Below are 26,621 nucleotides of genomic sequence, written 5' to 3' on the forward strand. Positions count from 1 at the left end.
TCGAGATGACCGGCTCGCCGCTGCCGACAATCAACAAGCTGGACACCCGCAAAAACCATTGGCGTTTGGCGGGATAGGATGATTCATTGGGTTTCTAGCGTCACTGGAGGAACGTCATGGACCCGAAGTCTCTGTTCAGCCTGAACGATCACCTTGAAGCCCTGAGCAAGGATGGCGACCCGCTTGAGGTTTTGCAGAAGGCGGTGGACTTCGAGTATTTCCGCGGGTGGCTGGTCGAAGGTCTTGGCTACGGTGATGGCAGCAAGGGCGGACGTCCGTCGTTCGATGCCGTTATGATGTTCAAGGCCCTGATCCTTCAGGCCCAACATAACCTCTCGGACGCGCGGATGGAGTTCATGATCCGGGACCGTCTCAGTTGGATGCGGTTCCTCGGCCTGTCGCTGGGTGATCGCACCCCAGATGAGAACACGATCCGGCATTTCCGTAATCGCATGACCGAGACGGGCACACTTCAGCGGGTGATGAAAGCCTTCGATTGGCAACTGCATAAGAAGGGCTACATCCCGATGTCGGGCCAGATTGTCGATGCCTCACTGGTGCCGGCACCGAAGCAGCGCAACAGCGAAAGTGAGCGGGACGCGATCAAATCTGGAAAGAGCGCGCAGGAGATCTGGCCGGATGAGCCAAACAAGGCCGCGCAAAAGGTCGAGCCATTGAGGCGCCACTGGTCTGAGCCCAGTGGCGAGGAGACGCGCGCTGGACGCTCACGGTGGGTGGTAGGTCCGCTACCGGGAGGACGGCACGCCCCTGCCGATGATTGCGGTGCCCGTCTTCGGCTATAAGTCCCGTATCAGCATCGACCGGCGTTTTGGCTTTATCCGGTCAATGGCCGTGACGTCGGCCACAGAGGCGGACGGACGTCTGCTGAAACGTGTGGTCACGACCGACAATACCAGTGGCGACGTCTGGGCCGACAGCGCGTACCGGTCACGCAGCAACGAGAAGTGGCTGTCGGACAAAATGCTGACGAGCCGTATCCACCGGCGCAAACCTAAAGGCAAAGTCATGCCAAAGGCGATAGCACGGGCCAATGCAGCCAAGTCCTCGGTCCGCGCCCACGTCGAGCATGTCTTTACGCATCAGAAGAACCGGTTGGGTCTGTTTATCCGCACCATCGGCCTCAAGCGCGCTGAGGCCAAACTCACCTTGGCCAATCTGGCCTATAACTTCAACCGGCTGATCTTCCATGAACGTAGGCGAGCCATGGGATGAGTCTGCCCGGTTTACGCAACAAATGGCCAAAACACGGCCCGAAACACCAATAAAAGTGCCAGACACGCGCATCCTGACCCGCCGAAACATCGCCGCATCCGAACAGCGTGTTATGCAGCCATCAATTCATGAGGTTTTTGCGGGTGTCCATCTGGGGTGCGATCACCCAGCGACAGGCCGAGGAACCGCATCCAACTGAGACGGTCCCGGATCATGAACTCCATCCGCGCGTCCGAGAGGTTATGTTGGGCCTGAAGGATCAGGGCCTTGAACATCATAACGGCATCGAACGACGGACGTCCGCCCTTGCTGCCATCACCGTAGCCAAGACCTTCGACCAGCCACCCGCGGAAATACTCGAAGTCCACCGCCTTCTGCAAAACCTCAAGCGGGTCGCCATCCTTGCTCAGGGCTTCAAGGTGATCGTTCAGGCTGAACAGAGACTTCGGGTCCATGACGTTCCTCCAGTGACGCTAGAAACCCAATGAATCATCCTATCCCGCCAAACGCCAATGGTTTTTGCGGGTGTCCAGCTGATCTGCTGCGCCAGCAAGGGGCTATGATCGAGGAATTGGTCCGGCGGCTGAATGACCTTGAGCGGCGCGGCGGCAAGACGCGGAAGGCTTCGAAGAACTCGCATCAGCCGCCTTCAAGCGACGGCCCTGGTAAGCCGAACCGGCCGGGTGGCGGGGCTAAGAAGCCACGCCCATCGCGTCCGGGCGTTTCGCGCCGGCTGGCCGACGATCCTGATCGGATAGAGCGCGTGTATGCTTCTGAGTGTCGCCACTGCCATGCCGATGTGTCACGGCTTTCCCAGCACATTCGGTGTCGCTACGACCATATCGAGCTGCCGCCGATACGCCCCGTAGTTACGCGGGTCGAACTCATGGGCGGGCGTTGCGGATGCGGTCGGCGTTTCCGCGCTGCCCCGCCCGCCTCGATGCCCACCGGCTCACCGTTTGGTCCTGGAATCCGTTCGCTGGTCACCTATTTGCACCATTCTCACCATGTCAGTTTTGAGCGGCTGTCGCGCGTCATGGGAGAACTGTTCGGCCTGAAGATATCCGAAGGCGGTTTGACCAACATCTTCAAGGGCCTTGAAGGCAAGATGGCAACGGCTTGCGAGGCTATTGCCGCTCAACTGCGAACCGCCCGCGTCGTCGCGTCCGACGAAACCACGACGCGCGTCAGCGGTGTCACCCAATGGCAATGGAGCTTCACCTCGGACAAGGCGGTCCTTCATAAGATCGCGCCGAGCCGAGCCAAGTCCGTTCCGCAAGAAGTGATGGCGGGCCATTATCCGGACGTTTGGATCAGCGACCGCTATGCCGGTCAGCAGGAACTCGCCAAAAATCACCAGGTCTGTCTGGCCCACGTTCTTCGCGACGTACAATATGCCATCGACCGCGGCGACATGGTCTTTGCCCCGAAAATACGCGACCATCTGCGATGGTGTATCCGCGTTGGACATCGAAGCGGGGACCTGAAAGATGGAACCCTTCGCGCCTATGCAGCCAAGGCAGACGACAAACTCGATACAATCCTCGCCATTCCAACGGCCCATCCGGCCGGGGCCTCTCTGAAAAAGCAAATTAAGGCGTGGCGGACCAAGTTCTTTGTCTTCATGACCGATCCCAGGGTGCCACCCACCAACAATGTCTCCGAGCGAGAGATCAGACCGTCGGTCATCTTCCGAAAAGTGACAAACGGCTTCCGCTCACAATGGGGCGCCGACATACACGCGGGATATCGCTCAATCACAGGCACTGCACGCCTACGCGGCCTGATGCCTTACGCCGCGATCCGCGTCCTCGTCGACGGAAACTTCACCGTCGCGTAGCCTCGCACGCCAACCACGTGAGCAATTACATCAAAAAAGCCCTGCGACGACGGGCCGTGGTCGAACCCGTCATCGGCCATCTCAAAGCCGGCCATCGCATGGGCCGAAACAACTACCTCGCACACCGCAGAGGCGACGCCATCAACGCCGTCCTCGCCGCTGCCGGATACAACTTCACCCTGCTCATCAAGTGGATCAGGCTTTTGTTCGCCTTCGTACTCCCAACCCTCATCTCATCGTTAAGGCGCAAACCAACCCTCCACGCCGCCTAAATCCGGTTCTTCACGGACGACTGCCTACCGCCTGAAGCATGCCAAGGCCATAGTCGAGGAGCTCTTCCAGCTCTGGGAAAAGACCTCGTCGCAGATCTCTCAGAAATCATCCCTGGCAAAGGCTATCGACTATGCCCTGCCTCGTCGCAAGGTGCTGGAGCGGTTCCTTTATGACGGGCGTATCGAGCTGGACTCCAATATCGTCGAACGCGCCATCAGGCCTCAGACCATAACGCGGAAGAACAGCCTGTTCGCGGGCTCAGACGGCGGTGGCCGGACGTGGGCTATCATCGCGTCGCTTATCCAGACGGCCAGGATGAACGGGGTCAATCCGCAGGCCTGGCTGACACAGACCCTTCAGCGCATAGCAGACGGCTGGACTGTCACTCGTCTCGACGAACTCATGCCTTGGAATTTTAAGCCAGATCAAACCGGTGACTGATCCACGAAAACATTAGATCCGCAATACGGGGGCGTGTTTACGCTTACGTTCAATCAGGCTTCAATGAGGTTCGCTCCATGACGCGCTATCGTCTGCGTCGCAAACCTCACAGAACCCTCCAGATTCAGTTAAATTTTATACCGCTCTAAATCCCACTGACGCTTCGCCTTTTAGCGCTTGTTCAAAACCTGTTTTCTTGGCATAGAACCAAAAGTTATGATGTTTGCCTTAACCTTTTCAACAGGTGTATTTTGATTTTTGAAACTTTCGACGTGCCGGGCGTAGCCCTTATCCGTCCCAAAAAAATTGGCGACTCCCGCGGCTTTTTTATGGAAGCTTTCAAGGATGCATGGTTCCGTGAGAACATCGAAGACGTGACATTTGTTCAGGACAATCAGTCCATGTCGGCTCAGGTTGGCACCATTCGTGGTCTTCACTATCAAAAGGACCCGGTACCGCAAGGCAAGCTGGTTCGCTGCCTCAAAGGATCCATCTTCGATGTGGCGGTGGACATTCGCAAGGGGTCGGCGACCTTTGGGAAGTGGGTGGGTGCCACCCTGACGGCTGAGGCCGACGAACAGCTATGGGTGCCAGAAGGCTTCGCGCACGGTTTCTGCACCCTCGAGCCAAACACCGAAGTTTTTTACAAGGTGACTAACCCGTACAGTGCTGCGCATGACGCCGGTGTGGCCTTTGACGATCCGGAAATTGGTATTGTTTGGCCGATTGATCTGTCTAAGGCTGTTTTGTCGGATAAGGACAAGGTTCAGCCCAAGTTGGCGACTCTCGCCTGATTAAATTGTTTTAATTGAGGATTTTAAAAATGCGTATTTTGGTGACCGGCGGTGCTGGTTTTATTGGTTCGGCTCTGGTTCGTTATCTGGTCTCTGAGGTTGGGGCGACGGTTCTCAATCTCGACAAGCTGACCTATGCGGGCAATCTGGCCTCTCTGGCGCCGATTGAAGGTGCCAATAACTATAGCTTCGTGCAGGCTGATATCTGTGATTACGCCAAGGTCGCGCAGACGATTGCCGATTTCAAGCCTGATCACATCATGCATCTGGCCGCCGAAAGCCACGTTGATCGTTCGATCACTGGCTCTAAAGACTTCGTCGAAACCAACGTGATGGGCACCTTCTCTATGTTGGAAGGCGCGCGTCATTACTGGAATTCGCTGACGGGCGAGGCGAAGGCCGCTTTCCGCTTCCTGCATGTTTCGACCGACGAGGTTTACGGTTCGCTGGGCGAAACCGGCCTGTTTGAAGAAACCACCCCTTATGACCCGTCCTCGCCTTATTCGGCGTCGAAGGCGGCTTCGGATCATCTGGCCAAGGCCTGGCACCGCACCTACGGCCTGCCGGTCGTGGTGTCGAACTGCTCGAACAACTATGGCCCGTACCACTTCCCGGAAAAGCTGATCCCGTTGAACATCATCAACGCGATGCAGGGCAAGGCGCTGACGGTGTACGGCGACGGTTCCAATATCCGTGACTGGCTCTATGTCGAAGACCATGCGCGCGCGTTGCACCTGATCTGCTCGACGGGCCGCCTCGGCGAAACCTACAATGTCGGTGGCCGCAACGAACGTAAAAATATCGACGTCGTCAATCGCATCTGCGCGATTCTCGACGAACTGCGCCCGCAAAACGCTCCGCACTCGAAGCTGATCACCTATGTCACCGACCGTCCGGGTCACGACCATCGCTACGCCATTGACGCGACGAAGCTGGAAACCGAACTGGGCTGGAAGGCGCGTGAAAACTTCGATACGGGTATCCGTAAAACGGTTGAATGGTATCTGGAAAATGAACACTGGTGGGGCCCGCTGCGCGGTGAATACACCGGTGAGCGTCTTGGCGTTTTGAAGGAATAGCCACGATGCGCCTTCTGGTAACTGGCAAAGAGGGACAGGTCGTCACGGCGATCAAGCAACAGGCGGCCGACAAGGGTATCGAGATCGTGACTTTGGGGCGGCCTGAGGCTGATCTTGCTGATCCTGAAAGCCTGTACGCGCCTGTTATCGAAGCAAAGCCTGACGTAATCGTTTCGGCGGCGGCCTATACCGCCGTCGATAAGGCTGAGTCCGAAGCTGAAATCGCAGAGGCCGTTAATGGGAAAGCGCCGGGCGTTCTGGCGAGGGCGGCGAAGGCGTTGAACGTGCCCATCCTGCACATTTCGACGGATTACGTTTTCGCGGGTGACAAGACGGACTTCTATGTCGAAAGCGATGAGACGGGTCCGACAAGTGTTTACGGCTTGACCAAACTCCATGGTGAACAGGCCGTGGCGGCGGAAACCGATAATCATGTCGTGCTGCGCACCGCATGGGTTTATTCGCCGTTTGGCAACAACTTTGTCAAAACGATGCTACGCCTGTCCGAAACCCGCGACGAATTGAACGTTGTTGCTGACCAGCAGGGGTGTCCGACCTCGGCTCTCGAAATTGCACGCGCCGTGCTGGAAATTGCCGAGCGTGTCTCCAGCGATGCGGATCCGAAGCTGCGGGGTATTTTCCACCTGACGGCTCAGGGAGAGGCTAACTGGGCTCAGTTCGCACAAGCGATTTTCAAGGGTCAGCAGGAACGTGGTGGTAAGGCCATGACGGTCAACCCTATCCCGTCGAGCCAGTATCCCACCCCCGCCAAGCGTCCGGCCAATTCACGTCTGAGCGGTGACAAGCTCGCCGTCGCCTACGGTATCAAACTCGATCCTTGGGAAAAATCCCTTGACGAGTGCCTTACCGCATTGTTTTCTAATAAATAATTTAATTCAAGGTTGAAATTATGAAGGGTATTATTCTCGCAGGCGGTAGCGGCACGCGGTTGCATCCAATGACGATTGGCGTCTCAAAACAAATGATGCCGGTTTATGACAAGCCGATGATCTATTATCCGCTGTCCACGCTGATGATGGCGGGTATCCGTGACATTCTGATCATTTCCACACCGCATGATCTGCCTCTTTTCCAGCGGCTTCTGGGTGACGGAACCCAATGGGGCATTAATCTGGAATATAAGGAGCAGCCCTCTCCGGACGGTCTGGCGCAGGCCTATATTATCGGTGCTGATTTTGTGGGCTCTGAGCCGTCGTGCTTGATTCTGGGCGACAATATCTACTATGGTCCGTCCCTGCCCATGTTCCTTGAGGACGCGGCCAAGATTAAGTCCGGCGCCAGTGTTTTTGCCTATCAGGTATCTGACCCCGAGCGTTATGGCGTCGTCGAATTTGATGAGAACTTCAAGGCTATCTCTGTTGAAGAGAAGCCGATTCGTCCGCGTTCCAACTGGGCGATTACGGGCCTATATTTTTACGACCATCAGGTCGTGGATATTGCGGCCAATATCAAGCCTTCGGCGCGCGGCGAATACGAAATCACTGACGTCAACCGCGTCTATCTTGAGCGTGGCGAGCTGAGCGTTCAGGCCATCGGGCGCGGTTATGCTTGGCTCGATACCGGCACGCCGGACAGCCTGCTCGACGCGGCTGAATTCGTGCGCGTTCTTGAAAAGCGTCAGGGTTTCAAAATTGCCTGTCCGGAAGAAATCGCCTGGCGCAAAGGGTTCATTGATAACCAGCAACTGGAAGCGCTTGCGATAAGCCTTGGCAAGGGCGACTACGGCAAGTACCTTAAGCGCTGCCTCGCTAACGATTAATTTTTGTTTCGGGCGCGCTCATAATCCGTGTTCATTAACCCGCACACAGATGTCGGTAACGGCTGGCTGTGTGCGGGCCATGTCGTTATATTCCTCTTCGGTGACTACGAAGGTAAGATTTATGAATAAGGCCCTCCGGGATCTGATAGCCGGCTTCAACATGCATTCGATTTGGCTGCATCAGGCCTACCACACACTGAGCGCCAAGTATAAACGCACCATTCTCGGGTCCTTATGGATCGCCGGCAATTTCGTCTTTACGTCGCTGGCCGTCAGCCTCGTATTTGGCATACTGTTCCAGCAGGACCTCAAGGAACTGCTCCCCTATGCGATGCTTGGCAATCTGGCCGGAAGCACCTGTCTGTGGGTGATTACCGAGGCGCCCGAACTCTTTGTCGCCCATTCCAGCATGATCAAAAACCACGCTTATCCCTTTACGTACTTTGTATTTGAAGGATTGGCGCGATTGTTCCTTTTGTTTGGGCACAATCTGGTCGTCTTTTATATCTTCATGGCTGCAAATCGGACCCTTGCCATACCGCACTGGACAATCGTGCCAGGCTTGCTTCTGGTTTTGCTGGTTCTGTTTTGCTGGGGGCTGGTCATCGGTCAGTTATCGGCGCGTTTTCGTGATCTGCGCTTCCTTTTGCCCAATCTCTCGACAATGTTATTCTTCCTGACGCCTATTTACTGGCATGTCGACATGCTGCGCGACAAACAGTGGATCGCCGAATTCAACCCCTTATATAATCTGGTGTCGTTGATCCGTGAACCGCTTTTGGGCCATGCGCCAAGTATGGGCAACTGGCTGCATGTCGGTGTCGCCGCAGTTGTGGGACTGATTGTTACCTCCATTGTTTTCGGCCTGTATCGCCGGCGCATTCCTTTCTGGGTTTAATTGAGAAAGTACCGTCTATGTCGCTCGTCAATTTAGCCGGCGTGGAACTCACCTATCCGATTTATTCCGTCCGGGCCCAGTCCCTGCGTAACGCCATCGCCAATCTGGCCGTTGGTGGCAAGCTGCTCAAGGATGGGCACGACGTTGTTAACGTCCGGGCCTTAAGTCATATCACCTTTTCTCTGGAAGATGGTGATCGTCTCGGTATCATCGGCCACAATGGAGCGGGCAAGACCACGCTTCTAAAGGTTCTCGCGGGTGTTTATGAGCCGGACCACGGTCTTGTGGATGTCAAAGGCAAGGTATCGTCGATGATCGACGTCAACCTGGGCCTTGATGCCGAACTGACGGGCCGTGAGAATGTCATCAATATGGGGCGCATCCGCGGGTTTTCGACGCGGCAGCTTCTGCAGAAACTGCCTGAGATCGTCGAGTTCACCGAGCTGGGGGCCTTTATAGACCTGCCGCTGAAGACCTATTCCGCCGGGATGATGACGCGTCTGATCTTTGGCGTGGCCACCAGCCTTGACCCGGAAATCCTTCTGATGGATGAATGGATCGGCGCAGGTGACAAGGGCTTTTTCGATAAGGCTACACAACGCCTGAACGATATAGTCACACGGGCAAAAGTGATTATTCTGGCTAGCCACAACTGGGCTTTGATATCCGGGTTATGCAACAAGTTATTGGTGCTAGATGGCGGCGCCCAAGTTTATTTTGGCCCACTCGAAGGTTGGGACGAGCAAAATAATAGAGCAAGATAGTTTGATTTTTTTTGGGGTAGATAAATGTTTGAATCTAAAAACGAAATAATAAATGTTATCGCGGCAAGTGGACTTTTTGACACTGAATATTATCTCACTCAGAATCTTGATGTGGCGGCTGCGGGAATGGAGCCGGTTTACCATTATGTAGAACATGGCGCATTTGAGGGGCGCAATCCAAGTCAGTATTTTGACACTATGTGGTACTTGTCGAACAATAGTGATGTTTTTGAGACCCAAATAAATCCTCTATTTCACTACATTGTAGCTGGAGAAATGGAGGGGCGAAATCCTAGCCCGTATATTAATATCAGTGCTTACTCTAAGCATATTGGACTCGAATCAAATTCGGGCGCTTTACTTCGCTATATGTCAAAGCCAGAGTTAAATTCTGCCGTCGAGCCTATTGAGGAGTGTTCGATATTAACAGAATTTGACGTTACTTCTAACGAAATTGACAAAAGTCGTTCAGTTGACCCTAAGGTCATCGCCTTTTATCTGCCGCAATACCACCGGGTTAAGGAAAATGATGAGTGGTGGGGTGAAGGATTTACTGAATGGACGAATGTTAAGAAGGCTAGCCCTAATTTTGCAGGACATTATCAACCTCATGTTCCTGGAGAAATGGGTTACTATGACCTCGATAACCCTGAAGTTCAGCGGAAGCAAACTAAACTTGCGAAAGAATATGGTATAACCGCTTTCTGTTACTACATGTATTGGTTTGACGGTAGACGTGTACTGGAGCGTCCACTTGACAATATGTTGAATGACAAAACCATTGATCATGAATTCTGCGTATGCTGGGCTAATGAAAATTGGACGAGAACATGGGACGGTAAGGCAGATGACATATTACTTGGTCAGGTCCACACGCCCGACTCTGACCGCAGGTTTATTCGAGATGCAATTAAATATTTAGAAGACCCTCGCTATTTGCGGGTGAATGGTAAGCCTATGCTTTTGGTTTATCGTGTGGATCTACTCCCGAACTGCAGAGCTACGGCAGAGATCTGGAGAGAAGAGGCACGCAAGGCCGGTATTGGAGAACTACATCTCTGCGCTGTTCAATTTTACGGAGTGGACAGTCCTGTGCCATGGGGATTTGATGCTGCGGTTGAATTTCCTCCTCACGGCTGGCTCGTGCAGGAAAATCTTCCAAACACTATGCCTGAGATAACTAACCCGGATTTTGTCGGCACAATACTAGACTACTCAAAAGCCATTGATTGGGCTTTGGCAAAACCAATTCCCGATTTTACGTGGTATCGTGGTTGCTTTCCGGGATGGGATAATACCGCTCGTAGACAAAATACGCCCCATTTATTCTGTGATAATGATCCTTTCATGTTTCAGAGATGGTTCCAATCAATACTCGAACAAACTGTATTAATGGCTCCCCCAGAACATCAAATAGTATTTGTTAATGCTTGGAACGAATGGGGGGAAGGTGCGCATTTGGAACCTTGCGAACGTTTTGGTCGTTTGAATCTGTCAGCCGTACATTCTGCTTTGAGTTACGTGAAATCAAATTCCTATGTACTAACAGCATTACAAAAATTACGTACTGTTGGTAGTTATGCGGATAGACATCTGGATGAACAGACTGTTTTGCATCATATCAGGGCTAATGAGCGCTCATTGCGTGCGCTGTCTGCACATCTTCGCTCTCTGGGTGTAAACCCGATGGCGGTGAAATGATGTCACTTCCTCTCGTATCTATAATTATCCCAATTTACAATCACGAGAAGTTTTTAGAAAAGGCTCTACTCTCGATAATAAATCAGTCGTACAAAAAAATTGAAATTATTGCTATTGATGATGGATCGACTGATAAGAGTGCAGAATTAGCAAAATCTTTGCTCTCGAATAGTGATGTACCTCATGTTTTTCTCACAAGAGAAAATCGAGGAGCGCATAATACTATAAATGAGGGTGTAAAGTTATCCCGCGGAAATTATGTGACTGTATTGAATTCTGACGATTTTTATCATTTAGAGAGGATCTCTGAATGCGTCAGTACTGCTCTGATGCATAAATCTGATTTTGTTATAACTGATGTTGAATATGTAGATGAGTTTGGCCTTAATGTGGAAGGCGATCCCTATATTGAAGGAATAAAAAAGTCAGTTCAGTCTTACGTAAATTACCCGTCTAAAAGCTTTGCCCTTCTTAAAACAAACATTGGAATATCTACCGGAAATTACTTTTTCTCACGCTATATTTATGAGAACGTTGGCGGTTTTGAGAGCTACAAGTATGTACATGACTGGGACTTTATACTGAAGTGTATGTATTATGTTGAGCCTGTATTGATTTCAAAGAAGCTTTATTTTTACAGGGTGCACGGAACAAACTCCTTTAAGTCGCTCGCAGATGTCGAGGCGTATGAGACTACAGAGGTTATGCGGAATTGTATGCACCGACTGGTAAAAAGAACTCCTGAGAACAAGTTGGCCCCATCTCCGCATAACTGGCCCATTTATTTTGATTACTTTATAGATGCGTGGAACTACCACGTATATATGCCACAGAGTTAGGAAATTTAAAATGAAACGTGCACTTGTAATGGCGCACTACGATAAGCATAGTATTGTTGATGCGCATGTGCTTCACACTCTTCGAACATATAGGCAATATTTTTCAAAAATCATATTTGTCAGCGTTTCAAATCTAGCAAGTGCTGAGCTTGCTAAATTAGAATTCCTAACTGATGAAGTAATAAATAGAAATAATATTGGGTATGACTTTTATAGCTGGAAGTTAGGGATTTCCAGATTGAACGTGCGTGAATATGATGAAATCGTCATATCTAATGATAGTTCGTACGGCCCCCTTACTGATATTGGTTCGTTTTTCTACAAATCCTTAAGCATAGATGCTGATATTTGGGGGGCCAGTATAAACAAACAATTTGCTCCTCATGTTCAATCCTATTTTCTCTCGTTTAGGCGAGGTTACATAGCAAGTGGGGCGTTTTCTGAATTCTGGAATTCCGTGGTTCCAATTTCCGACAAAATGGAAATGATATTAAAGTACGAAGTCGGTTTATCTTCAGGTGCGGTACAAAGAGGATTTAAAATTGGTGCCATCGTCGAATTTGGTGAAATTTCCGAAGATACAATAAGGCAAGTGGCTGTAGATAATGACATTATAGATGTCTACACAAAAAGATCTATATATAGCAATCATCCATTATTCGATCCTATCCCAAATCCAGTCCAATTATATTGGAGTCAAGCCTTTAGAATGGGACTACCTTTCCTGAAGGTAGAAGTAATGAGAGATAATCCAATAGGCAATAAGCATGATTTCATTTTTGATAGAATAAAACGCGAAAAGTTGTATGACGTTGAGCTTATACGACGTCATCAGTCTAGAATAAATTCTGATTTTATTTAAGATCGAATATTAAAACTAGTTATACATGAATAAAGATGGAGATTAAACACAAGTTTCAAAGTAATTGCTCACGTGGTTGGCGGATTTTGGGTTGCGCGATGAATCGGGTTCTGAATCCATGGGGTTATGATTCGTCCTCCGCTTCGTCCTCTTTCGGAGAAAGAAAAAGACGCGCTGATTGCAGAGCAAGCTGATCTGCTGCGCCAGCAAGGGGCTATGATTGAGGAATTGGTCCGGCGGCTGAATGACCGTAATTGCTCACGTGGTTGGCGTGCGAGGCTACGCGACGGTGAAGTTTCCGTCGACGAGGACGCGGATCGCGGCGTAAGGCATCAGGCCGCGTAGGCGTGCAGTGCCTGTGATTGAGCGATATCCCGCGTGTATGTCGGCGCCCCATTGTGAGCGGAAGCCGTTTGTCACTTTTCGGAAGATGACCGACGGTCTGATCTCTCGCTCGGAGACATTGTTGGTGGGTGGCACCCTGGGATCGGTCATGAAGACAAAGAACTTGGTCCGCCACGCCTTAATTTGCTTTTTCAGAGAGGCCCCGGCCGGATGGGCCGTTGGAATGGCGAGGATTGTATCGAGTTTGTCGTCTGCCTTGGCTGCATAGGCGCGAAGGGTTCCATCTTTCAGGTCCCCGCTTCGATGTCCAACGCGGATACACCATCGCAGATGGTCGCGTATTTTCGGGGCAAAGACCATGTCGCCGCGGTCGATGGCATATTGTACGTCGCGAAGAACGTGGGCCAGACAGACCTGGTGATTTTTGGCGAGTTCCTGCTGACCGGCATAGCGGTCGCTGATCCAAACGTCCGGATAATGGCCCGCCATCACTTCTTGCGGAACGGACTTGGCTCGGCTCGGCGCGATCTTATGAAGGACCGCCTTGTCCGAGGTGAAGCTCCATTGCCATTGGGTGACACCGCTGACGCGCGTCGTGGTTTCGTCGGACGCGACGACGCGGGCGGTTCGCAGTTGAGCGGCAATAGCCTCGCAAGCCGTTGCCATCTTGCCTTCAAGGCCCTTGAAGATGTTGGTCAAACCGCCTTCGGATATCTTCAGGCCGAACAGTTCTCCCATGACGCGCGACAGCCGCTCAAAACTGACATGGTGAGAATGGTGCAAATAGGTGACCAGCGAACGGATTCCAGGACCAAACGGTGAGCCGGTGGGCATCGAGGCGGGCGGGGCAGCGCGGAAACGCCGACCGCATCCGCAACGCCCGCCCATGAGTTCGACCCGCGTAACTACGGGGCGTATCGGCGGCAGCTCGATATGGTCGTAGCGACACCGAATGTGCTGGGAAAGCCGTGACACATCGGCATGGCAGTGGCGACACTCAGAAGCATACACGCGCTCTATCCGATCAGGATCGTCGGCCAGCCGGCGCGAAACGCCCGGACGCGATGGGCGTGGCTTCTTAGCCCCGCCACCCGGCCGGTTCGGCTTACCAGGGCCGTCGCTTGAAGGCGGCTGATGCGAGTTCTTCGAAGCCTTCCGCGTCTTGCCGCCGCGCCGCTCAAGGTCATTCAGCCGCCGGACCAATTCCTCGATCATAGCCCCTTGCTGGCGCAGCAGATCAGCTGGACACCCGCAAAAACCATTGGCGTTTGGCGGGATAGGATGATTCATTGGGTTTCTAGCGTCACTGGAGGAACGTCATGGACCCGAAGTCTCTGTTCAGCCTGAACGATCACCTTGAAGCCCTGAGCAAGGATGGCGACCCGCTTGAGGTTTTGCAGAAGGCGGTGGACTTCGAGTATTTCCGCGGGTGGCTGGTCGAAGGTCTTGGCTACGGTGATGGCAGCAAGGGCGGACGTCCGTCGTTCGATGCCGTTATGATGTTCAAGGCCCTGATCCTTCAGGCCCAACATAACCTCTCGGACGCGCGGATGGAGTTCATGATCCGGGACCGTCTCAGTTGGATGCGGTTCCTCGGCCTGTCGCTGGGTGATCGCACCCCAGATGAGAACACGATCCGGCATTTCCGTAATCGCATGACCGAGACGGGCACACTTCAGCGGGTGATGAAAGCCTTCGATTGGCAACTGCATAAGAAGGGCTACATCCCGATGTCGGGCCAGATTGTCGATGCCTCACTGGTGCCGGCACCGAAGCAGCGCAACAGCGAAAGTGAGCGGGACGCGATCAAATCTGGAAAGAGCGCGCAGGAGATCTGGCCGGATGAGCCAAACAAGGCCGCGCAAAAGGTCGAGCCATTGAGGCGCCACTGGTCTGAGCCCAGTGGCGAGGAGACGCGCGCTGGACGCTCACGGTGGGTGGTAGGTCCGCTACCGGGAGGACGGCACGCCCCTGCCGATGATTGCGGTGCCCGTCTTCGGCTATAAGTCCCGTATCAGCATCGACCGGCGTTTTGGCTTTATCCGGTCAATGGCCGTGACGTCGGCCACAGAGGCGGACGGACGTCTGCTGAAACGTGTGGTCACGACCGACAATACCAGTGGCGACGTCTGGGCCGACAGCGCGTACCGGTCACGCAGCAACGAGAAGTGGCTGTCGGACAAAATGCTGACGAGCCGTATCCACCGGCGCAAACCTAAAGGCAAAGTCATGCCAAAGGCGATAGCACGGGCCAATGCAGCCAAGTCCTCGGTCCGCGCCCACGTCGAGCATGTCTTTACGCATCAGAAGAACCGGTTGGGTCTGTTTATCCGCACCATCGGCCTCAAGCGCGCTGAGGCCAAACTCACCTTGGCCAATCTGGCCTATAACTTCAACCGGCTGATCTTCCATGAACGTAGGCGAGCCATGGGATGAGTCTGCCCGGTTTACGCAACAAATGGCCAAAACACGGCCCGAAACACCAATAAAAGTGCCAGACACGCGCATCCTGACCCGCCGAAACATCGCCGCATCCGAACAGCGTGTTATGCAGCCATCAATTCATGAGGTTTTTGCGGGTGTCCAGCTACGCGCTACGCCGCTCTCAAACCAAAAAGGTGGGTCCCTTTTCGGCTCTGACTCAATTTTGATGCAGTTAGGGCGTCGGCTGGCTTTGGTTTCACCTGAGAATCAACGTCATGCAAAACGCCCTCAAACCTTCCAACCTCGTCCCCGTCGGCTTCGAGGTCGTTAACGCGGTGACCGACGGTGCTGCTACCGTTGTCACGGTGCGCGCGACGAACAGGGGCAGCGCTTGTCCATGCTGCGGTTCATTATCCGAACGTGTCCGCAGCCGGTATTGTCGCCGTGTCGGTGATTTGCCACTGGCTGGGCGGCCGGTGCGCCTTCGTCTCATGCAAGCAACGCATCTTTACCGAGCGGTACGATAGTGCGGTCTTGGTCCCATGGGCACGCCGGACAGGTCGGCTCGACTATGTCGTTCACCAACTCGGCTTGGCATTGGGAGGCCGCCCGGCCGCCAGTTTTGCCTCGCGCCTGATGGTTCCGGTGAGCAACGATACATTGCTGCGCGTCGTTCGACGGCGAAGCGGAAAGGCATTTGTACCTCCAAGCGTAATCGGCATTTACGACTGGGCTTGGCGTCGCAATCAGCGCTACGGGACGATTGTCTGTGACCTGGAACGACGGCGACCAATCCGACTTCTTCCCGACAGAGAGCCGGCAACGGCTGAGGCGTGGCTTAGTGGCCAACCGCAAATTACCATTGTCGCCCGGGATCGCGGCGGCGGTTACGGCGGGGCCGGGGCCAAGGCGCTACCCCAAGCGACACAAGTGGCGGATCGCTGGCATCTGATGGAGAATGCCAGCCAGGCATTCAGGGATGCCGTGCGGAAATCTATGCGCCAGGTCCGGGCGGCAATAGGCGCAACTGTAATCAATGCGGACTTGCTCACCTCCGCAGAACGGCTCCAATACGAAGGCTACCTTCGACGTGAAGATACCAACGCCACGATCCTTAAACAGTCGGAAAGCGGAGCTTCGATCCGAGAGATTTCCCGGGTTACCGGTCATAGCCGCGGTATGGTCAGGAAAATCTTGCGGGGCCAACGTTCGGACATTTTTCGCGTTCGTGAAAGCTCCCTTGAACTACACTTGCCATGGCTGGATGAACAATGGGTGGCCGGCCATCGAAATGGTGCCGAGCTTTGGCGACGTCTCAAAGCCTTAGGCTTCCAAGGTTCAATGCGGGTCGTTACCGAGTGGGCGACAAGGCGGCGACGTTCGGAAAAGGCCGACGCTGAAAGCTTACAGCGTGTTCCGTCGGCGAGGACCATTGCCAGGCTAATGACAGTGGGCCGAGATACCTTGTCAAAAGCGGAAACTTTGCTCGTCGCGGCTATCGAAGGCGGCGTTCCGTCACTTGTCGAAGCACGCGACCTTGTTGCGAAATTCCACACCATGATCCGCAAAAAGGCCATGGCTGAACTCGACCCCTGGGTCGAGCAAGCAAAAGCCAGCCTGATCACCTCGTTCGCTAACGGCGTGGCCAGGGACCGGGCGGCAGTCAGCGCGGCGATCTCCTCATCATGGTCCAACGGCCAGACAGAGGGACAGATCACTAAACTGAAGCTCGTGAAGCGCCAGATGTACGGCCGCGCCAAGATCGATCTTCTTCGGGCGCGGTTGGTGGATGTTTATTGAACGCGTTTGCACCAAAATTGCGTCAGAGCCCCTTTTCCACGCCGGTTGACACCGAAGGCGGTTTGACCAACATCTTCAAGGGCCTTGAAGGCAAGATGGCAACGGCTTGCGAGGCTATTGCCGCTCAACTGCGAACCGCCCGCGTCGTCGCGTCCGACGAAACCACGACACGCGTCAGCGGTATCACCCAATGGCAATGGAGCTTCACCTCGGACAAGGCGGTCCTTCATAAGATCGCGCCGAGCCGAGCCAAGTCCGTTCCGCAAGAAGTGATGGCGGGCCATTATCCGGACGTTTGGATCAGCGACCGCTATGCCGGTCAGCAGGAACTCGCCAAAAATCACCAGGTCTGTCTGGCCCACGTTCTTCGCGACGTACAATATGCCATCGACCGCGGCGACATGGTCTTTGCCCCGAAAATACGCGACCATCTGCGATGGTGTATCCGCGTTGGACATCGAAGCGGGGACCTGAAAGATGGAACCCTTCGCGCCTATGCAGCCAAGGCAGACGACAAACTCGATACAATCCTCGCCATTCCAACGGCCCATCCGGCCGGGGCCTCTCTGAAAAAGCAAATTAAGGCGTGGCGGACCAAGTTCTTTGTCTTCATGACCGATCCCAGGGTGCCACCCACCAACAATGTCTCCGAGCGAGAGATCAGACCGTCGGTCATCTTCCGAAAAGTGACAAACGGCTTCCGCTCACAATGGGGCGCCGACATACACGCGGGATATCGCTCAATCACAGGCACTGCACGCCTACGCGGCCTGATGCCTTACGCCGCGATCCGCGTCCTCGTCGACGGAAACTTCACCGTCGCGTAGCCTCGCACGCCAACCACGTGAGCAATTACCTATTTTTCTATGATCGCAAATCAACCAAATTTTATGCAGTGTTTTATTTTCATATGGGAATTGTCCTTTCGAAGTGAAATTTTCGTCGTTAATGTAACAACGGTTACCCAGATTTAGATTTATTATATACGTTTACTCTTATTGAACGCCCACTGTAAATAATCGCTGGCACGACCGGCGCGATAGCTCTCTACAAGCTGTGACTGGGTAGCGAGCGCGTCGGAGAGGCGCGTCCGATGTGCCACGGCTTCCGCAAGTTGGTTCTCTAGGTTAGAAAACTGAATTTGACGTTGATTGCTCTCATCCGCATGAGAGGTCCTTAAATTTTCCAATGAAACTCTGAGGTCGGTAATCTGAGACTCATATTGAATGGATTGACGCTGAAGTGCTTTTTCATGGTTCAGTTTAAGGGCGTCCTGGCTGCGTTTCAGAGACGTTATTTGTTTATTCAGGTCGGTTCTTTCCGCTGCATAGCTGGCTTTAAGATCGTCCAGCAGCGTCTGAAGGTCATGATGGTGCTTTGAAGCCACGTTTTGTGCGGTTTGAAGGCGTTGGGTTGCAGCGGCCTCTACGGCTTTGAGTTCATTGGTCTTCGCGTCGATTTGCTTTGTGAGGATGGCGCGTTCATTTTCGAAAGCCTCCTTGAGGTTTTGCACAGCGGTTTCATGTGCCTTCGCGGCGTCGTCGGCACGTTGTTGCTGGGACTTGAGGGTTTTCGCGTGTTGTGTCTCCAGCGCAGTGGCTTCAGCTTTCAACTGGGTGACCAAACGGTTGAGGGTGTCGGTTTGCGCTTTATGTTCCGCTTTTAAATCTGAGAGGTGTCGAGTTGCAGCGGCCTCTGCGGCTTTGAGTTCATTGGTCTTCGCGTCGATTTGATTTGTGAGGATGGCGCGTTCATTTTCGAAAGCCTCCTTGAGGTTTTGCACAGCGGTTTCATGTGCCTTCGCGGCGTCGTCGGCACGTTGTTGCTGGGACTTGAGGGTTTTCGCGTGTTGTGTCTCCAGCGCAGTGGCTTCAGCTTTCAACTGGGTGACCAAACGGTTGAGGGTGTCGGTTTGCGCCTTATGTTCCGCTTTTAAATCTGAGAGGTGTCGAGTTGCAGCGGCCTCTGCGGCTTTGAGTTCATTGGTCTTCGCGTCGATTTGATTTGTGAGGATGGCGCGTTCATTTTCGAAAGCCTCCTTGAGGTTTTGCACAGCGGTTTCATGTGCCTTCGCGGCGTCGTCGGCACGTTGTTGCTGGGACTTGAGGGTTTTCGCGTGTTGTGTCTCCAGCGCAGTGGCTTCAGCTTTCAACTGGGTGACCAAACGGTTGAGGGTGTCGGTTTGCGCCTTATGTTCCGCTTTTAAATCTGAGAGGTGTCGAGTTGCAGCGGCCTCTGCGGCTTTGAGTTCATTGGTCTTCGCGTCGATTTGATTTGTGAGGATGGCGCGTTCATTTTCGAAAGCCTCCTTGAGGTTTTGCACAGCGGTTTCATGTGCCTTCGCGGCGTCGTCGGCACGTTGTTGCTGGGACTTAAGGGTTTTCGCGTGTTGTGTCTCCAGCGCAGTGGCTTCAGCTTTCAACTGGGTGACCAAACGGTTGAGGGTATCGGTTTGCGCCTTATGTTCCGCTTTCAGATCAGCAATCTGACTTTTAAATGAGATCTCGGTTTTTTGTCGCTCATCCTTGAGGCGTTCGGCATGACGCACGGTTTCTGTCCGCAGTTCGGTCCCAAGCGTTTCGATGCGCGCCTGAAGGGATTTCTGTTCTGCGATATGGGTCTTTTGGGCATCCGCAAGCATTAACTTGTGTGCTTTTGTTGTCGATTCAGCATCGATCCGCAACGCCTCCAAGTCGGACAGATGTCGAATATTCTCTTGCTCAAGCGCCTGCTTTTCACTTTCTAGCGCTCCGGATGTTTTTACAAGGGTGTCGTATTTCTGACGCAGATGATCCATATCAGATGCGGTTCTTAGAAGCGCATCGACTTGCTTTTGATTTTCTTCGTGCAATTTAGATGCAATCTGATCGTATTTAGCGACTTCACATTCCAGACGTGAAATCTCAGTACGTAGCGTTTCCACAAGAAGCGTCTGCTCTTTCAGGCTATCTGCCTGATCGACCAATTGCTTTTTCAGGTATTCAGGATCGTCGTTAGATGCACCGCCAGAGGCAATCGCCGTAAAAGCATCGAAGCGATCCCGACGTTCCGTCATTTTTAAAGACGTATCAATGGCAAGAGTTCTAAAGCGTGCCAAAAAACTTGCGAGGTCTGCTACTTTGAGGCGGGTGGGCACTTCGCTGTTGAGCCCTATAACATCGCCCAAGTACATGCGCGTTACGAGTGCCTTGCCCGCGGCTAATCGCTCAGACAGACTTTCTCGCGCGAGGGCCTGCTTAAGGGAGGGCAGAAGGTCTTCACGGGACAGGGCTTCATAAGCGATCCTGCGGCCCATAAGGATACTATTTCCCATTACGAGAAATGGTTTGTCGTACAGCAGACCGTAAATTTGTGCCGTTGACCCTAGGGTAACGACCAAATCTGCCATTTCGACAAGCTGCTGAACGTTCTCGGTACGAAAATAATCGATCTGTCCACCAAGGCTTCCTTCGGGGAGTCGAAAATCCGTAGAAGGGTGCGGCTTTATCCATAGCTGGCACTCCATATCCAACTGCTCAATAGCTGCGGCCAGTTCTGCGGCGGCATTATAAGAGGTGGAAGCCCAGGTTGATGCGCGTTCAGATTGATTGACCCCTTTTAGCGAATTGCCTCCGCCGGCATCGTTCGATCCAAGATATAAAATTTTGAGTCCAGACTGCTCACGAAGGCGAATTACCGTCTCATCTGCAATTGACTGATTATGGCTTGGATAGTGCTGGTGCCGGGTGTGGGTGTAATAGCTATGGATTTGGGCCCAATGTTCTTTTTGACCTTCTTCAGGGACATCGTCATACAGACGGCTGATATCTGTACAGATATTCGCCATGTGCCCCTGTCCAAGTACGGTGAGACCTAAGGTGTCCTGCAACCAGCCACGCTCCATAACATAAAGCGGAAGCTGATTGAGTTGCCCCAAGCGCATCATTAATCGGGAAAACGGCGCTGTTGTCCCCCATGAAATTACGGCGCAAGGGCGCAGTATTTCCACGGCCTTTTGCCAGTAGGTAAAAGCCCTTTGAATATAGACTTCGGCCGCGAACGGCGTGTCGTCCCCCACCCATTCCCGGTCAAGGGTCATCAGCTCCTGAAGCATGGCACCGGAAAGAGCGGGACCAGATGCGGAGACCGCATGCTGAAAGAGCTGACCGTTTTCTCTCAGGGAGAACGGAATGCGGTATAAGGTGAAGCCATCATAGGCGCTGAAATCGCCCCGGCATGAAAAGAGGACCAATTCCACGCCATACTGACGCAGATAGTGCCCCAGGGTCGAGAAGGCGTCGTACACCGGATCTGGCGCACCAAGAAAGCAGGTGGTGAAGACACAGGTACGACTTTGGTTGTCCATGGCGCATCCCTAATTTAAACAAGAATTTATATAACAGGCTCCCGCCCGTGCGCCACGTTTTTTCAGACTAAAAAAAGGCCCTCGTGACCACTAAACGGGCACGAGGGCTTTTGCTGTATCGCTTGATATGTCTTTTAAAAATGCGATCCCCGCACAAAGTCGCTGACGGACAGGCTGGTCACATTCTCCAGATATGCAATGACCTGGGCCGCATTGGCCCCCGTGCCGTCGGAATCGTAATAGAGCAGGTTGGTCGTGCTATCAAAATAGAGCGTCGCCACCGCGCTGGTCGGTGCGGCGCCGGCGCCGCTGAAGAAGTTGGTCCCAAGCGTCAGCGTACTGGGAAGGGCCGTGGTAAGGATAGAGCTAAGTGAAATCTTGTCGCCCTCGGCCGCATTGAAGTCTTTGATGCTGACTCGATACCGCCCGATCATGAAGGTATCGGCTCCGGCACCACCATAATAGGTGTCTCCTTCCTGCACCCCAGCCGTGGAGTCGGCGCTGGGTGACTGGTCGCCGCCATATAGCGTGTCGTTGCCATCGCCGCCGTAAAGGGTGTCAACACCCAGGCCGCCATAAAGGGCATCATTGCCGGCGTCGCCATACAGGGTGTCATTGTCACGTTGACCATAGAGGACGTCGTTGTCGGCACCGCCACGCAGAACATCATTCTGATTGCCGCCGTAGAGATAGTCGATGCCCGCACCCCCTTCGAGGATGTCGAGACCGTCCTCTCCGTAAAGGAAGTCGTTGCCGTCGTCGCCATAGAGCGTGTCTTCGTGGTTGCCACCGTAAATGCTGTCGTTGCCGGCATCACCGTGGACGATATCGTTACTGTCCTGAGCGATGATCGTATCGTTACCGATACCACCAAAGATCTCGTCATTGCCCTGACCACCGATCAGGGTGTCATTGCCATCCTCGCCATAGATCAGGTCGTCGTCGCCGTCACCATAGATGGTATCGTCGCCAATGCCGCCATACAGCTTGTCCTTGCCGGAGCCCCCGGACAAAAGGTCATTACCCTCGTGACCGTAGAGGGTGTCTTCGTCGCTATCGCCATACAGGCTATCGTTACCGGCATTGCCTTCCAGATAGTCCTTGCCGCTGCCGCCACTCAGGACGTCATCATCAGTCCCGCCATAGATGGAATCGGCACCTTCCTGACCGTAAAGGGTATCATTACCCTGATCACCATAGATGGTGTCATTATCGTCCTGACCGAAGGCGATATCGTTGCCAGTGCCGCCGTAGATCTTGTCCATGCCAGCGCCGCCAGAGAACAGGTCGTCGCCGTCGTCGCCCCACATCTGGTCGTCGCCAATGTCGCCATAGAGCTGGTCATTGTCGCCCATGCCGCGCAGCTCATCATTGCCAGCGGCCCCGATCACAAAGTCGGCGTTTTTGCCGCCGAACACCTTATCGTTGCCATCGCCGCCGTGCAGATAGGAATAACCATCCTCGCCATAGATGATGTCATCGCCTGCATCGCCCAAAATGAAATCATCCCCGGCGCCGCCGTAAAGGGTATCGTTGCCGTCGCCGCCGATCAGGCGGTCCGCACCAAGACCGCCATAGACCTTATCGTCGCCATCACCGGCATAAATCTGGTCATTGCCGTCACTGGCGTCCAGCAGATCATTACCGGCTTCGCCGACCAAGAAGTCGGAACCACTACCGCCGGAAAGCGAGTCGTTACCGTCGCCACCTACGAGGTAGTCATTGCCGCTACCCCCATTGATCATATCGTCACCGCCCAGTGCGATGATAACATCGGCACCGGAACCGCCGTTGATGAAGTCAACCAAGCCTGAGCCAACCAGATAGTCGGCTATGCCATAATTGACCGCAAAGTTCAGGCTGCCCACAGCCGAATAGCGTTGGCCGTCATAGGCCCGCAGGGTGATATGGACATCGCCATCACTACTGCCGCTGTGGACGAAGACAACCTTTCCGGCCTGAAGTTGTGCGAGCGTAAAGGTTGTCGCTTCGACGCCATCGACCAGCAGATAGCCTTGGCCCTTGTAGCCGTTGCCCCCTTCATCCACATCGGTGGCACGCATCCACTCAAAGGTCGTGGTCGTGTCATCCGGATCGAAGAAGTTCAGGCTGGCCGTCGTCAGCACCGTCGTCTGGCCTTCATCGACTCGCGCCGTCAGGCTGCCGCTCAGTGAAGGCGCGCGGTTGACGACCGTGGCCGCCGTGTAGGACTTCCCATCCGCAAAGGTAAAAGTCTCGACATTATAGACGTGGATCGTGCGTGTGGCATCGCTGAATGAAAAATGGCCGTTGCCATGATCCACCTGATCAAAGGCCTTACGATCAATATTCAGGACCAGCGTGTCATTGCCCGTCCCGCCATCGACCACGGAGCTAACACGGGTCTGCACGTTGTTGATCGGGCTCATATCAACGATAAACTGATCGTCGCCGCCAAAGCCATACAGCGTGTCGTCGCCGCCCAAACCTTCGATACGGTTAGCGACGTCATTGCCGTAGATCGTATCCGCGCCGAGGTGGCCACGGGCGTTTTCAATGACCGTGCCCGCGGCAATCGACAAGCCGCCGGCAAAGCTGGGGCTGTAGCTTATCGCCCCTCCGCTGGTGGGCCCGGAATAAAACATGCTGGCTTCGCGCAGATCCAGCGTCAAAGCGGTGAACGCAAAAAAGCGTTCGCCGCTCAGGGTATCTGTGCCGCTGGTGTCCCAGATGCTGCGGAACGTGCTGGTGGTAGAGGACATGGCGTCAAAATAATAGACGGTGTCTCCGGCATTTGCTGTCGCGTTGGCACCGTATTTTGCCTGAAGCACAGCGATGTCTATGGCCATAGGCGTGGCCGCGTACCCCGAATAATAGGTGGTCGAAGCGGGCACGGGGCCACCGGGCCAGCCGTCATTATAGCTCATGACGGTATAGACCCCCTGGTTTTGCCAGCCATAACCCAGGTAGTCGGTCGTGCTGAGGACGCCGGTCATGATAACCGAGGTGCCGCCATTATCGTGCGGGTGCGCCAGACCCAGACCATGACCCAGTTCGTGCACCAGAGTCAGATACCCCATCCCACCCGGATTTAACCCGGAGACGGTGCTGTTTTCGCGGCTCCAGCCTGCACCATTCAGGGCAAAGACACCCACCCCGGCATCATCCGTGCCGGGTGGATTGAAATAGCCCAGGAAGTCGTTCGAGTAGGTCGTCACCAGCTTGAAGTCGGCTTCGGCGGCGTTGGTGGTGCGCTCGAAGCGCAGATTGATGTAGGACGAATAGCTCGACGCCGCCGACAGGGCCTGCGCGATCTCGTAATCCGTCCAGCCGTACGACATCTCGCCGCCGAACACTTCGCCGGCCGCCGCGAAGTAAATCTTCACGACGCCATTGGCGACATTCAGCTTGCTACCCCAGTCGATGGCATCGGTAAGAAGGGGACGGGCAGAGGGCGTAACGCTAAGCGAATAACTTCCGTGCAGGGCATTATTTACCGAAGCCGCCGACACATAATAGCGGCCTGAGGTCACCGGCTCAAAAGTCAGCTGCGAGAAGGTCCCGTTGCCATTGTCGTCCTGCGCGATGCGAACGCCTTTGCTGTCATAGACATAGAGGACGGTGTCGTGCAAATCGGTTGAACCGGTGAGGTCGAAGCGGTAACCCTGCCCCTCGACCAGATCGACAGCGATCCAGTCCTCATCACCTGCTTTTTCCAGTTCACCCTTGAACGTACCGCCCACGGCGAGCGTGGCTGTTGTGTTGACGCCGGCGGCGATGGTGTCGGTGCCGGCGGTGAAGCCTTTGCCCATGCTTAGCGTATAGGTGCCGGTATAGGTGCCGTCTTCATCGGACCAGGCCTGAGCTGAAATATAGTAGGTGCCGGATGTCGTTGCCGTGTAGGAGATGAAGGCGTTGCGGCCGGGGCCGGAATCGTCGTCCTGAAGCAGGCGTGTGCCCGATCCGTTGTAGAGAACCAGCATTGGATCGACCAGCGCACCGGCACCACCTGTACCAAACAGGCTAAAGTCGTAAGTCTGACCCGCGACCAGCGTCACGGCGTACCAGTCCTTGTCAGAAATGAAATCCACCGTGCCCGTGGCGGACGCGCCTTCGGCCAGAGTGCCGTTAGGGATATCGCCGGGGTTGGGCGAGAGATACTGGTTTTGCTGATCCTTGTTCTCGTTCGCCGTAACGACGTAGCTGCCGGAGCGTTCCCAGGTATAGGATGACGTGCTGCCGCGCACGCTCAGATAATAGGTGCCGCTCGTCGTGGCCGTATAGACGATGACCGAATTAATGTTACCGTTGGTCAGATCCGCATCGTCATTACTGGTTACGCTGTTATAGCTAACCGTGCCCGTCGGGCTGGTGGTTTGGGAATAAAGGGTCAGGGAGGGGTCGCCAAGGGCGGCATCGCCGCCGACCCCCTGAGCCGTAAAGACATAGCGCTGCCCGGCGACCAGATCGACCTTGTAAAAGTCCTGATCTACGCTGCCTTCCAGAATGCCGCCGACCTTACCGTTCATGGGGACAGCGGTCGATGCCACCGCCGCTTCGTTGGCCACGGTGTCAAAATAGTTCAGTTGATAGGTACCTGTGCCCGTCCCCCCCGAGGCGGCGATATAGTAGACACCCGCCGTGGTCGGTGTGAACTCAGCGGCAACACCGTTTGCACCGAAGGCCGAAGAACTGGTCAATACCGTACCATTGGCGGTCACGATATTGAAGCTGGGCGTAGCCAGCGGATTGGTGCCGGTGCCGGTCATTTGAATCTTGATCGGCACGCCGGCGGCAAGGGTAATCTTGATCCAATCGACATCGCCAGTGGTCTGCACATAGGCCGTCAGCGGATTGGCTGGATCCAGATAGTCAATGGTGGTGGCATTCGCCGGAATATTGTCGGTAGTCGAGGTCTCAAAGGCGGTCTCTGATCCGCCGGGCACGCCAGATGACGCTTTAGAAAAGCTGGTAACCGTAAGGTCTGAATCGATCTGCAGCGGGCTTGCCCACTCAGAGGTCGCCTCCAGAGACAGGTTCACGCCCCCGGTCGGTAACAGGGTGCCTGATGGGGCGAACACACTGAAAGCCATGGGCTCGGGCGTCAATTGATCGAACGTCTGTTTGTTGGATGTGCGCATGGCTTACCCCCCTTTGCGAATACCACCCGAAGGCGCTATAAATCTCGTAGGTGTATTTACACCCATTCCAGGCCGGAAAAAAG

Annotated in this window: 14 protein-coding genes and 6 pseudogenes; 16 read left to right on the top strand and 4 right to left on the bottom strand. The window is 54.1% G+C overall.

Annotation, left to right across the window (positions count from 1 at the left end; translation table 11 throughout):
• Positions 1 to 116: 116 nt before the first annotated feature.
• Positions 117 to 1,233 (top strand): annotated as a pseudogene (locus tag EM6_RS10000) (transposase).
• A 110-nt stretch (positions 1,234 to 1,343) separates the two neighbouring features.
• Here EM6_RS10000 and EM6_RS17755 read toward each other — a convergent pair.
• The gene (locus EM6_RS17755; RefSeq protein WP_197723574.1) at positions 1,344 to 1,688 is read right to left on the bottom strand and encodes a transposase; all 345 of its coding nucleotides are present in this window, start codon (positions 1,686 to 1,688) and stop codon (positions 1,344 to 1,346) included.
• A gap of 29 nt (positions 1,689 to 1,717) precedes the next feature.
• Here EM6_RS17755 and tnpC (EM6_RS10010) point away from each other — a divergent pair, with 29 nt between their 5' ends.
• From tnpC (EM6_RS10010) to EM6_RS10065, 12 genes and pseudogenes are all read left to right on the top strand, one after another.
• Positions 1,718 to 3,073 (top strand): IS66 family transposase, encoded by a 1,356-nt coding sequence (gene tnpC / locus EM6_RS10010; RefSeq protein WP_126422411.1) that lies wholly within the window; start codon positions 1,718 to 1,720, stop codon positions 3,071 to 3,073.
• A 29-nt stretch (positions 3,074 to 3,102) separates the two neighbouring features.
• A pseudogene (locus tag EM6_RS10015) lies at positions 3,103 to 3,345 on the top strand (IS5/IS1182 family transposase); the annotation flags it as partial.
• 46 nt (positions 3,346 to 3,391) lie between these two features.
• Positions 3,392 to 3,787 (top strand): annotated as a pseudogene (locus EM6_RS10020) (IS66 family transposase); the annotation flags it as partial.
• 251 nt (positions 3,788 to 4,038) lie between these two features.
• The gene (gene rfbC, locus EM6_RS10025) at positions 4,039 to 4,581 is read left to right on the top strand and encodes a dTDP-4-dehydrorhamnose 3,5-epimerase (protein WP_126422413.1); all 543 of its coding nucleotides are present in this window, start codon (positions 4,039 to 4,041) and stop codon (positions 4,579 to 4,581) included.
• Between the two features lie 29 nt (positions 4,582 to 4,610).
• On the top strand, positions 4,611 to 5,660 hold the full coding sequence (gene rfbB, locus EM6_RS10030) for a dTDP-glucose 4,6-dehydratase (RefSeq protein WP_126422415.1): 1,050 nt from the start codon (positions 4,611 to 4,613) through the stop codon (positions 5,658 to 5,660).
• A 5-nt stretch (positions 5,661 to 5,665) separates the two neighbouring features.
• Positions 5,666 to 6,550: a dTDP-4-dehydrorhamnose reductase gene (gene rfbD / locus EM6_RS10035; protein ID WP_126422417.1), complete on the top strand. Its 885-nt coding sequence runs from the start codon at positions 5,666 to 5,668 to the stop codon at positions 6,548 to 6,550.
• A gap of 20 nt (positions 6,551 to 6,570) precedes the next feature.
• Complete coding sequence (gene rfbA / locus EM6_RS10040) at positions 6,571 to 7,440, top strand: glucose-1-phosphate thymidylyltransferase RfbA (protein WP_126422419.1); 870 nt, start codon at positions 6,571 to 6,573, stop codon at positions 7,438 to 7,440.
• Between the two features lie 121 nt (positions 7,441 to 7,561).
• Positions 7,562 to 8,338: an ABC transporter permease gene (locus EM6_RS10045; RefSeq protein WP_172961185.1), complete on the top strand. Its 777-nt coding sequence runs from the start codon at positions 7,562 to 7,564 to the stop codon at positions 8,336 to 8,338.
• A 17-nt stretch (positions 8,339 to 8,355) separates the two neighbouring features.
• A complete protein-coding gene (locus tag EM6_RS10050; RefSeq protein WP_126422423.1) occupies positions 8,356 to 9,102 on the top strand; it encodes an ABC transporter ATP-binding protein in 747 nt (248 codons plus the stop codon).
• A 24-nt stretch (positions 9,103 to 9,126) separates the two neighbouring features.
• On the top strand, positions 9,127 to 10,803 hold the full coding sequence (locus EM6_RS10055; protein WP_126422425.1) for a glycoside hydrolase family 99-like domain-containing protein: 1,677 nt from the start codon (positions 9,127 to 9,129) through the stop codon (positions 10,801 to 10,803).
• Positions 10,800 to 11,642: a glycosyltransferase gene (locus EM6_RS10060; protein WP_126422427.1), complete on the top strand. Its 843-nt coding sequence runs from the start codon at positions 10,800 to 10,802 to the stop codon at positions 11,640 to 11,642. The genes EM6_RS10055 and EM6_RS10060 overlap by 4 nt, the downstream gene beginning before the upstream one ends.
• A gap of 10 nt (positions 11,643 to 11,652) precedes the next feature.
• On the top strand, positions 11,653 to 12,504 hold the full coding sequence (locus tag EM6_RS10065; protein WP_172961187.1) for a rhamnan synthesis F family protein: 852 nt from the start codon (positions 11,653 to 11,655) through the stop codon (positions 12,502 to 12,504).
• A gap of 279 nt (positions 12,505 to 12,783) precedes the next feature.
• Here EM6_RS10065 and tnpC (EM6_RS10070) read toward each other — a convergent pair whose 3' ends face one another.
• Positions 12,784 to 14,139, bottom strand: a complete 1,356-nt coding sequence (tnpC, locus tag EM6_RS10070) for an IS66 family transposase (RefSeq protein WP_126422411.1) — start codon at positions 14,137 to 14,139, stop codon at positions 12,784 to 12,786.
• A 29-nt stretch (positions 14,140 to 14,168) separates the two neighbouring features.
• On the opposite strand from tnpC (EM6_RS10070), the pseudogene EM6_RS10075 reads away from it, so the two are divergent.
• From EM6_RS10075 to tnpC (EM6_RS10085), 3 pseudogenes are all read left to right on the top strand, one after another.
• Positions 14,169 to 15,285: pseudogene (locus EM6_RS10075) on the top strand (transposase).
• A 263-nt stretch (positions 15,286 to 15,548) separates the two neighbouring features.
• Positions 15,549 to 17,073: pseudogene (locus tag EM6_RS10080) on the top strand (ISL3 family transposase).
• Between the two features lie 50 nt (positions 17,074 to 17,123).
• Positions 17,124 to 17,900 (top strand): annotated as a pseudogene (gene tnpC, locus EM6_RS10085) (IS66 family transposase); the annotation flags it as partial.
• 152 nt (positions 17,901 to 18,052) lie between these two features.
• Here tnpC (EM6_RS10085) and EM6_RS10090 read toward each other — a convergent pair.
• Complete coding sequence (locus EM6_RS10090; protein WP_126422431.1) at positions 18,053 to 21,418, bottom strand: hypothetical protein; 3,366 nt, start codon at positions 21,416 to 21,418, stop codon at positions 18,053 to 18,055.
• A gap of 134 nt (positions 21,419 to 21,552) precedes the next feature.
• Positions 21,553 to 26,538, bottom strand: coding sequence for a pre-peptidase C-terminal domain-containing protein (locus EM6_RS10095; RefSeq protein WP_126422433.1), 4,986 nt, complete (start codon positions 26,536 to 26,538; stop codon positions 21,553 to 21,555).
• Between the last annotated feature and the right edge of the window lie 83 nt (positions 26,539 to 26,621).

It is taken from the genome of Asticcacaulis excentricus (assembly GCF_003966695.1).
In the GTDB taxonomy this organism is placed as follows: Bacteria; Pseudomonadota; Alphaproteobacteria; order Caulobacterales; family Caulobacteraceae; genus Asticcacaulis; species Asticcacaulis excentricus_A.